This is a genomic window from Paenibacillus sp. CECT 9249 (assembly GCF_918697855.1).
Taxonomy (GTDB): domain Bacteria; phylum Bacillota; class Bacilli; order Paenibacillales; family Paenibacillaceae; genus MSJ-34.
This window is the reverse complement of the sequence record NZ_CAKKLI010000012.1, coordinates 22,945-36,512: the sequence shown is the minus strand read 5'-3', so window position 1 is coordinate 36,512 and position 13,568 is coordinate 22,945. Positions and strand designations below refer to the sequence as shown.

The window sequence follows — 13,568 nt, the reverse complement described above, 5'->3', positions numbered from 1 at the left end:
GCCTATTCTCCTAAGATGAGATTTATCAGCGCTTCTTCTTGAAGGATTTCGATATCTTCCGGCACATTTTGGCCGTTCGTCACATAGGAAAGCTTGACGTCGTAATCATGAACAAAATTCAAAATCGGCCCATAACATTTCGTTTCGTCCATTTTCGTAAAAATGACCTTGTCTAGCTTAAACTTCGTAAAATGGTCTACGATCGTCTTCATGTCCCGATACTTCGAAGTAAGGCTTAGGACTAAATACATCTCGCTATGGTCCAACGGCCTAAACAAACTGTTCAGTTCGGAAACGAGCATTTCGTTGCGGAAGTTTCTGCCTGCCGTATCCATCAGGATGAGATCGCAGGCTTCCAAATTGCCCATGGCCCGCATAAAATCTTTGGGCGAGTTGACAACTTCGAGCGGTATGTTCAAAATCGTCGCATAAGTGCGCAGCTGTTCCACCGCGGCGATCCGGTACGTATCCGAAGTAATCAAGCCGACTTTCCGGTTGTTTCGGAACAGCTGCTCCGCCGCAAGCTTGGCGATGGTCGTCGTTTTGCCGACGCCGGTCGGGCCCGCCACATACACGATACGCGTTTCTGGCGCGATGCCGCCGGTAAGCGCCGGACCGACGATATTACTCAGGTAGCGCCTTATGCCGTCCCGGACGAACGCTTCGTCGATGTCCAACCCCCGCTCCTCCGCTTCTTCGTGAAGCGACTCGATCCATTGCGCCGTCAATTCCGGATCGACTTCATGCTCTGCCAATAATCGTTCGAGTTGCTGCAGCGGCTCCGGCAGCTGCGATCCCAACGAAGATTGCCGGGTCAAACGGGACAGCGTTTCCTTCATCTGCCTGATCTCTTGCAGCAGGAGCTCGTCGCGCGTCGAGCCGTTCGAAGGGCCGGGCAACGCCGAAATCTCCGGATTGGATTCCCGGAGTTCAATTGGCGCATGCCGCTCTTCCGTCAATTGTGCAACAGCCGCAACCCGGTGCGGCCGCGGCTGCGCTTCCGCCGAAGAAGGGGATGCGGCCGCCGTTTCTTCTTTTTGCAGCGCCGCGACGGCGGCCGCAAACTGAGCCGCAGGCGCGGGGGGTGCCGCCTGCCGGGGCAGGGACGATTTGCCGCCGCCTGCGGTTGCCGTTTTGTCCACGGCTGCGATCACTTCGATTCTTTTTTTGCGGAACATGCCGAGAAAACCGCCGATGTACATATCTTTCGTGCTCAGAATGACCGCGTCATGCCCGAGTTCTTCCCGAATTTGCTTCATCGCCGTCGGCATCGTCTCTACGATATATCGTTTGACCCTCATAAGTTCACCACCCCGACACTTTGTATTTCTACGTTAGGCTCAAGCTCGCTGTACGAAATGACAGGCACATCCTGCATCGTCCGTTCGATCACTTGCCGCAAATACATCCGGATCGTCGGCGACGTCAAAATGATCGGCTGCTGGCCGGATTGGAGGAGACGCTGCACTTGTTCGGTCAGCTTCTGGAAAATTTGCTGCGTTGCCGAAGGATCGAGCGCCAAATAGCTTCCTTGATCGGAGGTATGGACGCTTTCCGCAATTTTTTTCTCCAGCGAAGGTCCGACGGTAATGACCCGCAACGTTTCTCCTTGCGACGTATATTGCTGCGTAATTTGCCTCGACAGCGCTTGCCGCACATATTCGGTCAGAACGTCCGGGTCTTTCGAATAGGTGCCGTAGTCCGCCAACGTTTCGAAAATGGTCACTAAGTCGCGGATCGAAATTTTCTCGCGCAACAGCTTGGCGAGCACCTTCTGAACTTCCCCGATCGTCAGCACGGACGGAATGAGATCGTCGACGAGCGCGGGATACGTTTCCTTGACGTTCTCCACCAGCGCCTTTGTCTCCTGGCGTCCGATCAATTCATGCGCATGTTTCTTGATGATTTCCGTCAAATGCGTCGCAACGACGGACGGCGGATCGACGACCGTATAACCCGCCAGTTCCGCGCGTTCCTTCGTCGCTTCGTCAATCCACAAAGCGGGCAAGCCGAATGCGGGTTCCGTCGTTTCGATGCCGTTGATCGAATTGTCCTCATACCCGGGACTCATAGCCAAATAGTGATTAAGTAATAATTCACCGCGGGCTACCGTATTTCCTTTAATTTTGATGACGTATTCGTTCGGTTTAAGTTGAATATTGTCGCGAATTCGGATTACAGGTACGACAAGTCCCAATTCCAGGGCGCATTGCCGCCGGATCATAATGATCCGGTCAAGCAAATCCCCGCCCTGCTGCGTATCGGCAAGCGGAATTAACCCATAGCCGAATTCGAATTCGATCGGATCGACCTGAAGCAAGCTTATGACGCTTTCCGGACTGCGCACCTCTTCGATTTGCTGCTCTTCTTCTTGCTGTTCCTCTTCGATTTGCCGTTTGGCAAGCGTCTTCTGCATTCTTCTCGCGGCAAACAGCAGCAGCGCCGCAAACGGCAAGGTAGCCATGATGCCGATAGGGGTAAAAAGTCCTAGTACCGTAATCGTGCCTGCCACAATATATATCAATTTCGGATATGTAAATACTTGTCCGCTTAAATCGTCGGCCAAATTGCCGTCGGAAGCGGCTCTCGTCACGATGAGACCGGCCGCCGTCGAGATGAGCAGCGCAGGAATTTGGCTGACCAGCCCGTCGCCGATCGTTAAGATGGAGTAAGTGCCGAGCGCTTCTCCGAACTGCATTCCGTGAATGGCAATCCCGATAATAAAACCGCCGATCAAGTTAATGAGCAAGATGATGATGGATGCGATCGCATCCCCCTTGACGAACTTGCTCGCCCCGTCCATCGCACCGTAAAAGTCGGCTTCCTTCTCGATTTTGGCCCGGCGTTCCCGCGCTTGCTGTTCGTTGATCAGGCCTGCGTTCAAATCGGCGTCGATGCTCATCTGCTTCCCGGGCATCGCGTCGAGCGTAAAGCGGGCGGCAACCTCGGCGACGCGTTCCGAACCTTTCGTAATGACGATAAACTGTACGACGACCAGAATGAGAAAGACGATAAATCCGACAGCCGGTTCTCCCTGCGCTACCCAACCGCCGAAGGTGGCTACGACATGTCCCGCATTGGCCTGGCCCAAGATAAGCTTTGTCGTCGAAATGTTAAGCGCCAGCCGAAATAATGTCGTAATCAGCAGCAGCGCCGGAAAAATGGAGAACTGCAGCGCTTCTTTCGTATTCATGGCGATTAGCAAAACCATGAGTGCAAGCGATATGTTAATAATCAATAAAATATCCAAAAGCCAAGTCGGGATCGGCAAAACCATCATAAGAACGATACCGATGATTCCGAGAAGAACGGTTAAATCTTTAGCCTTCAAGTTTGCCACCTCCAATCCCCTGCTTTATTTCGATTTTCCTTTGAGCTTGTACACATAGGCCAGAACTTCGGCTACCGCCTGGAACAAATCCGCCGGAATGGAATCTCCGATTTCCGTCCGTTCGAACAGCGCTCTGGCCAAAGGTTTATTTTCCATCGTCACGATTCCATGCTCTTTGGCGATTTCTTTAATTTTCAGCGCCACATAATCCTGGCCTTTCGCAATAATTTGCGGAGCTTCCATTTCGCCCGAATCGTACTTTAGAGCGACGGCAAAGTGAGTCGGGTTCGTAATGATGACATCCGCTTTCGGAACATCCTGCATCATTCGCCGCAGCGCCATACGGCGCTGGCGTTCGCGAATCTTTCCTTTGATCAGCGGATCGCCCTCCATCTTCTTGAACTCGTCTTTAATGTCCTGCTTGGACATTCGCAAGCTCTTCTCATGCGAATAACGCTGGTACATATAGTCGAAAAAGGCGAGCACCAGCAGCAAAGCCGCGATTTTCAAGCCGAGCGACAATGTTAATTTCGCCGCGAATTGAAAGATTTGCTCCACCGACAGATGGGACAGCATGAGCAAATGTTCCCGTTCGCCCCAAAGCGACGTATAGACGAGAAGCCCGATCACCGCCAATTTCAGCATTGACTTGAAAAATTCGACGACGGAGCGCATCGAGAAAATATTTTTGAAACCTTTGATCGGATCAAGCTTGCTCAATTTCATTTTCAGCGGCTCGCCCGTGAGCAAAAAGCCGATCTGCATATAATTGGCCAAGATCGCGACGACGATAGCCATGACGAAAATAGGCGCAAGAAAAATGAGCATTTGCAAGGTGAAATCGGCGAATAACGTCATCACATTTTGCTCGGTAATCGTTTCATTCAACCGGTTCGCCAGCGGTTCGCGAAACAACCGGAGCAGATGGTCCTTAAAAAAACCGCTGAACATGAGCAAGCATAAAAACGCTCCCAATAGAATGGCAGAACCGGGTATTTCCGCACTTTTTGCAACTTGACCTTTTTGCCGCGCCTCCTTGCGTTTTTTTGGCGTCGCTTTTTCCGTCTTCTCTTGTGAAAAAAGCTGAAGGTCAAGGCTATAGCGCAATTGCACGAATGCCCCCCCTTTTTGAACTGGAATTCAAAACAAAACTCAAATCGCGTTCATTAAATAGAGCAATTGATCGAGCGATTCGAACATGCGGGCGAACAATTGTTGGAAAATGACCGCCAGTCCGGACATGACAAAGAACAGCATCAACAAACCGACAATAATTTTCAACGGGATCCCGATGACGAACACATTGAATTGAGGCGCCGTCCGCGCCAGAAAACCGAGTCCGACGTCCGTCAGAAACAACGCGACGACAAGCGGAGCCGCGAGTTGAAACGCGAGCACGAAAGCGTGAGCGAAAGTAAGCACCAAAAACTCCGAAATGCGTCCTTCCGCAATCCGCCCAAACAATTCATTCGTCAAAGGCACCACTTCATAACTGCGAATGAGCGCATTCAATAAATAATGATGGCCGTTCATCGTTAAGAACAGCAGCGTGGCCACCAAATATTTAAAACCGCCCATAATCGGCGAGTTCAAACCCGAAACCGGGTCGATGACGTTCGCAATCCCGAACCCGATTTGCATATCGATGAATCCGCCTGCCGTATGAATCGCGGAAAAAAAGACGTAGGCCGTAAATCCCATTAACAGGCCGACAATAATCTCGCGCAAGATCGAAACGATGTAAAAGGTATCGGTCGGTACGCTTTTCGTTATGCCGTATGTCAAGAAAATAATCAACGCGACGAAAAAAGAAAGTCCGATTTTGAACGGCGCCGGGACGTTTCGCGTCGAAAAGACAGGGGCGACAACAAAAAACGATGTGATTCGACAAAAAATAAGCAAAAAGACAGGGAAGGCTTGCATTATGACTTCCATCTGCTCACAGCCTATCCGATATATTGATGTAAATTATTCAAGATGCTATATGTAAAGTCGACCATGGTCGTTAAGATCCACGGGCCGAAAAGAAGCAAAGCGACAAATACGGCGATAATTTTCGGAACGAACGCGAGCGTTTGTTCCTGGATTTGCGTCGTCGCTTGCAGTATGCTCACGGTCAGACCGACGGCCAACGCCATAATAAGCAATGGCGCGGACACTTTCAATACGGTGTAGACCGCCTGACCTGCCAATCCGATGATAAATTCCGTGGTCATATGCAGTCACTCCTAACCGTTTCATCTTCACGTATTAAAGCTGGCCAATAGCGATTGCACGACAAGATACCAACCGTCCACCAAAATAAACAACAATATTTTGAACGGAAGCGAAATCATGACCGGCGGAAGCATCATCATCCCCATCGACATGAGAACGCTGGCGACTACCATGTCAATGACGAGAAACGGCACGAATATCATAAATCCCATTTGCAACGCCGTCTTCAATTCGCTGATCGCATAAGCCGGCACCAGTACGGTAATCGGCAAATCTTCGAAACTTTGCGGTTTCTCCGTTTTCGTATATTTCATGAATAAGAGCAAATCTTTCTCGCGCGTATGCGAGATCATAAATTTCTTCAACGGAACGGAAGCCTTCTCGAGCGCCGCCGTCTGATTGATTTCCCCTTTCAGGTACGGCTGGAGCGCAACCTGATTCACATCGGAAATGGTAGGCGACATGACGAACAGCGTCATGAACAGCGCAAGCCCGATCAATACTTGATTGGGCGGCATCTGCTGCGTTCCTAATGACGTTCGGACGAAGCCGAGTACGATGACGATTCTGGTAAAGCTTGTCATCAGGAGCAAAATCGCCGGAGCGACGCTGAGCACGGTGATGATTAACAATAGCGATAACGCGCTCGTTCCCGGTTGCCCATCCGATTCTCCGATTTGAATATTAATGTTCGGAATCGGCTCCGCATACGCTTGTACTACCGTCAATAAAGCAAAGAGTTGTAACAGAATGATCGCTATAACGACTTTTCTTTTCATTTATCCATCAACCGATCTGCATTATTTTCGTCCTGCAGCAGTTCCTCTACTTTTTGTTTGCGGTTCGGCATTCGATTGAGCTTCGTTTGAAACACTTCGTGAAAGGAAACGGAGGACATTTCCTGTTCTTGATCGTATTGTTCCGTCTTCGCTTCCCGTTTGCGGAATTTGCTCCGGATGCCGTTTATAAGCGGTCCGAATTCGGTACGGTTCGCCAGTTCCGACTCGAACGCGGCGACGATCGCCGCCACCTCATCCGGATCCGAAACTTTGTCCACAAGCCGGACATCGTCCCCGACGCCGATCACGTAAATCGTATTTCCGATTTCAAGCACTTGCAGCGATTTATTCTGCGCAAGTCCTATGGCGCCTAATGTGCGTATGGATCGATTTTTCAGCCAGGTCCGATTTTTTTGCCCTAAAAATTTGGCGACAACGACGATCAAGGCAATGACGATAATCATGGCGACGATGACCCATACGACGTTTAATACCGCGCTCATCGGGTCGTAAGATCGGCCCGGAATTTCTGGTTCGACCGAAAGCAGGGAAATCATTTTCTATGAACCTAGCGTTTTCTTAATCGCTTCGATTACGCGGTCCGCCTGGAACGGTTTCACGATAAAATCTTTCGCCCCGGCTTGGATCGCATCGATAACCATCGCTTGCTGCCCCATCGCGGAACACATGATGACTTTGGCCGAAGGGTCCGTCTTTTTAATTTCTTTCAGAGCGGTAATACCGTCCATTTCCGGCATCGTAATATCCATCGTAACGAGATCGGGCTTATGCTCCTTGAATTTCTCGATCGCTTGGGATCCGTCCTGCGCTTCCGCCACGACTTCATACCCGTTCTTGGTCAAAATGTCACGGATCATCATTCTCATGAAAGCTGCGTCATCTACGATTAAAATACGGTTTGACATTTGTAAAAATCCTCCCTAGAACTATTGTAGTTTTTGAATTCGATCCCATTGGCTCACGATATCCGTAACACGAACACCAAAGTTTTCATCGATAACCACAACTTCGCCTTTCGCGATCAATTTGTTGTTCACGAGTATATCGACTGGTTCGCCGGCCAATTTGTCCAGCTCGATAATGGAACCTTGGGACAGTTCCAATATTTCCTTAATCTGCTTCTGGGTCCTTCCTAATTCTACAGTGACCTTGAGCGGGATGTCTAATAATAAATTTAGATTCGTCTCGTCCGCCTGCGTATAAGGCCCCGATTGGAGGTTGCCGAATTTCACCTGCTGGACGTTGCGATTGGCCGCGGCTCCGTACGAAGCCGGTTGCGGCGGAGCTTGATATGCGCTGGCGTAGGTCGGATCGACCGCGTTCGCATACGTTTGCGCCGGCGCCTGCGGAACGTTCGCTTGAGGCGTTTGCTGCGGCACAGACGGCGCCTCGACCGGAACCGGCGCCGGCTCGCTTTCTTCCACGCCGCCCATCAAGGTGCGCACCAACTCTTTGGCAAACGGCACGGGCAACAGCTGCATAATCGTCGAATCGATCAGGTCGCCGATCGTCAGCCGGAACGATACCTTCACCATAATGTCGTCTTCCGGCAATTTCGTAAGCCCCCGGCCGCTTTCAATATTCAAAATATCGATGCCCGGCGGAGAAATATTGACCAAGCGATTAAAGATCGTTGACATTGAAGTAGCCGAAGATCCCATCATCTGATTCATCGCTTCTTGCACGGCGCTAATATGTATTTCCGTCAATTCCTCTTCTTCGGTGACGACACCGTCCCCGCCCAGCATTAAGTTGGCGATGACCTGCGCGTCCTTCGTCCGGATCACGAGCGAGTTGATGCCTTCGAATCCATCCACATACGTCACATGCACCGCTACATGCGGACGCGGAAACTCGCTGTCGAAATCTTCACGGGAAATCATCGACACTTGCGGTGTCGTAATATCCACCTTCTTGCCTAATAGCGTCGATAAGGCGGTAGCCGCGCTGCCGAATGTAATGTTTCCGATTTCGCCCAATGCGTCTTGCTCGATATGAGTCAAATAGTCGCCGATCGATGTTTCCGCAGATTCCGCGGAGCCTGCGGCCGACTGGTTTAACAGAGCGTCTATTTCTTCTTGCGACAAATAATCTTTACTCGTCATGTTCTTCAACTCCTTCATTGACAATTTCGTCAATCTGGACTGCCATTCGATCTTTTACGACGCCCGGACTGCCGATAAACTTTAATTTTTCGCCAACTTTCACCGACAATCCTTCTTCTACTTTCTTATTTAACGTAATTACATCCCCTACCGATAAAGATAAAAATTCCTGAATCGTAATTTGCGAGTTTCCAAGCTCCGCAACGAGCGGCAGTTTGGCTTTGTTGACGCGCAAGCGCAGCGTCTCCACTTCTTCCGGCGCCCGCGATTTTTTTTGCGATACGAACCAATGATGCACCGATAAACGCGGCATAATCGGCTCGATGACCACATGCGGAATGCAAAGGTTAATCATCCCCGTCGTATCGCCGATTTTGGTGCTAAGCGAGATGAGCGCGATCGTCTCGTTCGGCGATACGATTTGCATAAATTGCGGGTTCGTTTCCAGCGCCTCGAGACGCGGAGTAATATCGATCACCGTTTTCCACGCTTCCTGCAAGCTTTCGAACGCTCTGCTGAAAATTCGCTCCATGACGATCGTCTCGATTTCCGTCAATGCGGTAATTTTGGACGGCGCCGTGCCGATGCCTCCCAATAAGCGATCCAACATGGCATAAGCGACGTTGGGATGAACTTCGAGCACCATTCTTCCTTCGAGCGGCTCCGCCTCAAAAATGTTCAATATCGTCATTTTCGGGATGGACCGAATAAACTCGTCGTAAGGCAGCTGCTCCACCTGAACGACGTTGATTTGCACAAACGTTCGAAGCTGCGCAGAAAAATAGGTCGTCAAATAACGGGCAAAGTTTTCATGAATCCGCGTTAAACTGCGAATATGATCTTTGGAGAAACGGACGGCTCTTTTAAAATCGTAAGAACGGATTTTTTTCTGCGATTCTTCTTTTTTCAATTCTTCCGCATCCATTTCGCCGGAAGAAAGAGCTGCAAGTAAAGCATCGATCTCATTCTGTGATAAAACATCAACCAATCGTTTCACCCCCTTAGCGTCATCGCTTGCGGCGCACCGGCTAGATGCTCGACATAATGAAGTCCGTCACGTCGATTTTAACCAGCTTGCCGTCCGGCAGCGTCTTGTTGATCAAATTGACAAGCTTGGCGCTTAATTGGTCTTTGCCGTTTGCGCCTGTCAACTCCTCAGGCTTCATGTCCGCCAACGTTTTAATAATAATCGGCTTAATATTGATGTCCTTAATTTTGTCGAAATTTTCCTTCGTTTTTTTCTTGTCCAGTTGAAACGCGAAGCTGATCATTACGATATAATCCGGATCCCCCAAATTCGTTTTAATTTCACTAATTTGCGATGTCACTTCCACGATTTCGTTCGCCGACAATTTCTTTGCCTCCACTTGCTCTACGGCGTTTTGCACCGGCGTTTTATCGGTGTCGGCGATAAACGTCCTATATAACAAAAAAGCCGCAAGTATGATCAAGGTGATGGCCAGTAATATGGTAATGAGCCATGGCAACATCTTCTTCATGATGACCCCTCCGTCGATTGGAACTTGATGGTCGCGCCGAGCACGCCGACACTGCTAACGTATTCCTTCATCAGTCGAATCACTTCGTCGGCCTTTTCCAACACGATCATTTTTTTGCCTGTAACTAACGTTATGTATGTATCCGGCGTTTCCTCGATGCTCTCGATTAACAAAGCGTTGACCCACACTTGAGAACCGTTCAAACGCGTCACGGAAATCATAGATATCCTCCTTCGCGATTCCCCCGGAAGAGACGGAGCTCTTCCGGGACGAACCGGCTGTTGTAAACAAACGTACAACAAATCGATGCCATTTCCTGCTATTTCATATTCCGTCAATCAACGTCCAACATTTGGGGCATTATCGTTTCAAGTTCACAACTTCTTGAAGCACTTCGTCCGAAGTCGTAATAATTCTGGAGTTCGCCTGGAATCCGCGCTGCGCCACGATCATTTCCGTAAATTCGTTCGTCAGGTCGACGTTCGACATTTCAAGCTGCCCGGTAATAATGGCGCCGGTTCCGTTCTCCGCATCGTTGCCCCCGAAAAATTCACCCAGCGCGCCGCCCGGGTTCGCGTTGGCCGTCATCCGGTACAAATTGCCGCCGATTTTCTCCAGACCGGCCGGGTTAACAACCTTGGCAATTCCGATCTGCGGCCCTTGTTCGATCTCGCCGTCGGCCGTTGTCAACATAATGTAACCGTCCTGACCGATCGAGAAGCTGACCGCATCTCCGTCAATGACAATCGGCGTACCGCCGGTATCGCAGACGTTCAAACCATCCGCATTCACCAGATTGCGATCCGCGTCCACCGTAAAATTGCCGGCGCGGGTCAAGTAGGGCACTCCCTGATCCTCGCCCATCTTGACGATGAAGAAACCGTCGCCGTCGATCCGCAAGTCGAGCGGGCTGTTCGTCGTCATCGCGCTGCCGCCTAAATGGATCGTATCGATCGCCGCGACCGCTACGCCGAGACCGACTTGCTGCGGATTCACCCCGCCGCGGCCGTCATTCGGCGCCGTGACGCCGGCGACCGTTTGGCTCATAATGTCTTTGAACATGACGCGTCCCGCTTTGAAGCCCGCCGTATTCACGTTGGCGATATTGTTGCCGATGACGTCAAGCTTCGTTTGGAAACCGCGCATGCCTGAAACGCCGGAATACATTGATCTTAACATGGTGATTCCTCCTTAACGTAATGATTGCAGTTTGCGATCGCATCCGTCGATCCGCGACCGCCGGGCTCCCTTTTCGGTCCGGCCCTTATGAAACTACAATTGCGCTGTCAATTTGCGTAAACACATTGTCCTGCATCGATGCGCTGTCCATCGCCGTCACGACCGTCCGGTTTTTCACATTGACGATAAAAGCCATGTCGCTCATAATGATCAGCGAATCTTTCGCCCCTTTGGATGCGGCTTTGTCGATTGCCGATCCGATTTTCGTCAAATGATCGGGCTGAAGCTCGATTCCGCGCTGGGCGAGTCTCATCTCCGCATGCTGGCTAAACCGGACAAGCTCATTCTCGAGCAGCCGCTGAAAGCTTGGACCGTTCGGTGGATACGCCGGCACTAACGCCTTGTTCCGCACCGCCGCCGGAGGAACTTTCCCCGGATATAACTGTCCTATCGTCAAGCGATCCGTCATAGCGCATTCTCTCCGGTTCCATCCGATGCGTCTTCCTCATCGGCGTTGTCAGGTTCGGAAACATCCGAATCGTTGCCATTCTCGCCGTCATCGATCATCCCGGTGTCGTTTTCGATTTTCTCGATCTTGTCCAGCTCGATTTGCTCCTCGCCTACTTGGGCGTATTGCACACCTTCTTTAATGACGATCGATTCGACGACGCCGCTTTTCGTCTCCGGAGGATCGCCTGGCACCGTCCAACTGACCACTTTGCCGATCAGTCCCGAAGACGCTCCAAGCGACTGCTGCATCACGCCGAGTTGTTTCGAAATATTCATGAGCTGCTCAACCGAAGTGAACTGGGCCATTTGGGCGATAAACTCCCGGTCTTGCAGCGGTTGCGTCGGGTCTTGATTTTGCAGCTGGGTAATCAAAATTTTGAAAAAATCGTCTTTCCCCAGCGTTTGCTTATGTTCTTTCTTGCTTGCCGCCGCCACATTTTCAGGGCTGTAATTCGGCCAAACATTTTTCGTTGAAATGATGTCGCTTGCCAAACGCGATCACCTCCTTCGCAATCTAGGCGCTGGCCGTAAACGAGCTTTCGTCTCCAATTCTGTCCGCCTCCGCTTGTTCATCCATATCGAATCGGAAGCCGGACTCGATTTCTTCTACGTTCGCTCCGCGCTTCTTGTTCTGCTGTTCGGAAGCTTGCTGCTCGCGGTGTTGCTGCCGTTGTTCCTGGAACAATTGGGAAGACAAGTTCTCGTTATGCGTTACTTCCAACTTCTCCACTTGCAATCCTTGCGCCTGGAGCGCAGCTCGCAATTGTACCATCTGGTTCTCAAGCAGCTCTCTTGCCGCCGCCCGTTCCGTTACGAACGAAGCGACCAACTGCCCGTTCTGAAGCGTAACTTTCACGTCCACCTGTCCTAAATGCTCCGGATACAGCGATATTTTCGCTTCGGACATGCCGTGCAGTTTGGCGAAGCTCATCTGCTTGACGATAAACCGGGTCATATCTTGCGGCACATTGTTCGCGTTGACCGCCTCCGGCGCTTTCACTTGCACATGATCGCCCGTACGGAGCGACAACTGGCCCGCCGTTACGGTTTCTCCGCCCGTATCCGCCGATTCGCCGGAAGGACGAACGGTCTGGACGTCCGCGCGCAACGTTTCGCCTGCAGCCTGGTTCGCCGCGATTTGCGACTGCTGAGCCGCAGAGCTCATATTCATTTGCAGCGGTTGAGCCGTTTGGCCCGAAGCAGCCGTGTTCGCCGCCATCATATGGCGTACAAACGCCGAGTGATCCGCGCCATCGATCCCAGCTGCTTTCAACAGCGTTTGCAGCGATTTGATCAATTGCGCCGCTTGTTCGCCGCTTGCCGCCGTCAATATCGCTTGATGCGGCTGCGCTTGCGTTGCGGCTGCCGGAGCGTTCGATTCCGCCGCGGTTTGCCTTGCCGTATGCTGCCCGGACTGCGCTATGGCCGCCAATTGCACGAGAGCGTCCTGTACGGCAAAGCGCAACGTTTCAGGATGGCTTGCCAAGTCGAGCTCGATTGCCCCTCCGCTCGTCTCTGCTTCCGCGATGTTCTGGCCGCCTGCCGCGAGCATTGCCGCCAATACTTCGTTCGCCTGAGCCAACCATTGCTGCAATTGTTGAAGCAATTCCTTATCCTGCTCCACTTTGCCGTCGGTTTGCTGCAGCATGCCGAGGATTAGCGCAATGAGCCATTGCATGTCCTCTTCGCCGTTTCCGCCCGTCAGAGAGAATAACGAGCCGACCGCTCCGTTCAACGGATTCGCCGCGCTCGCTTGATCGCCGGAGGCGATGTTGCCGCCGAGGACATGCACGAGCATTTGACCGAACGGATCCGCGGCTTGACTAGGCGAAGACGCTCCGCCTTTGCCTGTCACGGCGCTCGCGGAACTGCCCGATAATACGTTAGAAATCATCACATTCATCGTTTTCACCTCCTTTCGTGTCAT

The 13,568-nt window shown here is 51.4% G+C and carries 16 protein-coding genes; all 16 read right to left on the bottom strand.

Annotation, left to right across the window (positions count from 1 at the left end):
* Nucleotides 1-2: 2 nt before the first annotated feature.
* On the bottom strand, nt 3-1,301 hold the full coding sequence (gene flhF / locus LQ229_RS11435; RefSeq protein ID WP_216537524.1) for a flagellar biosynthesis protein FlhF: 1,299 nt from the start codon (nt 1,299-1,301) through the stop codon (nt 3-5).
* The gene (gene flhA, locus LQ229_RS11430; RefSeq protein ID WP_230191772.1) at nt 1,298-3,331 is read right to left on the bottom strand and encodes a flagellar biosynthesis protein FlhA; all 2,034 of its coding nucleotides are present in this window, start codon (nt 3,329-3,331) and stop codon (nt 1,298-1,300) included. Before flhA ends, flhF begins: the two co-directional genes overlap by 4 nt.
* Before the next feature lie 24 nt (nt 3,332-3,355).
* Nucleotides 3,356-4,444, bottom strand: a complete 1,089-nt coding sequence (gene flhB / locus LQ229_RS11425; protein ID WP_216537522.1) for a flagellar biosynthesis protein FlhB — start codon at nt 4,442-4,444, stop codon at nt 3,356-3,358.
* 39 nt (nt 4,445-4,483) lie between these two features.
* Entirely contained in the window at nt 4,484-5,266 is a 783-nt protein-coding gene (fliR, locus tag LQ229_RS11420) for a flagellar biosynthetic protein FliR (protein ID WP_216537521.1), read from the bottom strand.
* Nucleotides 5,267-5,277: 11 nt separating this feature from the next.
* The gene (gene fliQ / locus LQ229_RS11415; RefSeq protein WP_216537520.1) at nt 5,278-5,547 is read right to left on the bottom strand and encodes a flagellar biosynthesis protein FliQ; all 270 of its coding nucleotides are present in this window, start codon (nt 5,545-5,547) and stop codon (nt 5,278-5,280) included.
* 27 nt (nt 5,548-5,574) lie between these two features.
* Nucleotides 5,575-6,327, bottom strand: a complete 753-nt coding sequence (fliP, locus tag LQ229_RS11410) for a flagellar type III secretion system pore protein FliP (protein WP_216537519.1) — start codon at nt 6,325-6,327, stop codon at nt 5,575-5,577.
* Nucleotides 6,324-6,830 (bottom strand): flagellar biosynthetic protein FliO, encoded by a 507-nt coding sequence (locus LQ229_RS11405; protein ID WP_230191771.1) that lies wholly within the window; start codon nt 6,828-6,830, stop codon nt 6,324-6,326. Before LQ229_RS11405 ends, fliP begins: the two co-directional genes overlap by 4 nt.
* Before the next feature lie 57 nt (nt 6,831-6,887).
* Nucleotides 6,888-7,253: a response regulator gene (locus LQ229_RS11400; protein WP_216537517.1), complete on the bottom strand. Its 366-nt coding sequence runs from the start codon at nt 7,251-7,253 to the stop codon at nt 6,888-6,890.
* 21 nt (nt 7,254-7,274) lie between these two features.
* The gene (gene fliY / locus LQ229_RS11395; RefSeq protein WP_216537516.1) at nt 7,275-8,453 is read right to left on the bottom strand and encodes a flagellar motor switch phosphatase FliY; all 1,179 of its coding nucleotides are present in this window, start codon (nt 8,451-8,453) and stop codon (nt 7,275-7,277) included.
* The gene (fliM, locus tag LQ229_RS11390) at nt 8,443-9,441 is read right to left on the bottom strand and encodes a flagellar motor switch protein FliM (protein WP_216537515.1); all 999 of its coding nucleotides are present in this window, start codon (nt 9,439-9,441) and stop codon (nt 8,443-8,445) included. Before fliM ends, fliY begins: the two co-directional genes overlap by 11 nt.
* A gap of 40 nt (nt 9,442-9,481) precedes the next feature.
* Complete coding sequence (locus tag LQ229_RS11385; RefSeq protein ID WP_216537514.1) at nt 9,482-9,952, bottom strand: flagellar basal body-associated FliL family protein; 471 nt, start codon at nt 9,950-9,952, stop codon at nt 9,482-9,484.
* Complete coding sequence (locus LQ229_RS11380) at nt 9,949-10,173, bottom strand: flagellar FlbD family protein (protein WP_216537513.1); 225 nt, start codon at nt 10,171-10,173, stop codon at nt 9,949-9,951. Before LQ229_RS11380 ends, LQ229_RS11385 begins: the two co-directional genes overlap by 4 nt.
* A gap of 139 nt (nt 10,174-10,312) precedes the next feature.
* Nucleotides 10,313-11,131, bottom strand: a complete 819-nt coding sequence (flgG, locus tag LQ229_RS11375) for a flagellar basal body rod protein FlgG (protein ID WP_216537512.1) — start codon at nt 11,129-11,131, stop codon at nt 10,313-10,315.
* 85 nt (nt 11,132-11,216) lie between these two features.
* Nucleotides 11,217-11,600 carry a TIGR02530 family flagellar biosynthesis protein gene (locus LQ229_RS11370; protein WP_230191770.1) on the bottom strand — a complete coding sequence of 128 codons (384 nt, stop codon included), beginning with the start codon at nt 11,598-11,600 and terminating at the stop codon, nt 11,217-11,219.
* Nucleotides 11,597-12,133, bottom strand: a complete 537-nt coding sequence (locus tag LQ229_RS11365) for a flagellar hook capping FlgD N-terminal domain-containing protein (protein WP_230191769.1) — start codon at nt 12,131-12,133, stop codon at nt 11,597-11,599. The genes LQ229_RS11370 and LQ229_RS11365 overlap by 4 nt, the downstream gene beginning before the upstream one ends.
* A 22-nt stretch (nt 12,134-12,155) precedes the next feature.
* The gene (locus LQ229_RS11360) at nt 12,156-13,544 is read right to left on the bottom strand and encodes a flagellar hook-length control protein FliK (RefSeq protein ID WP_230191768.1); all 1,389 of its coding nucleotides are present in this window, start codon (nt 13,542-13,544) and stop codon (nt 12,156-12,158) included.
* Nucleotides 13,545-13,568: the final 24 nt, after the last annotated feature.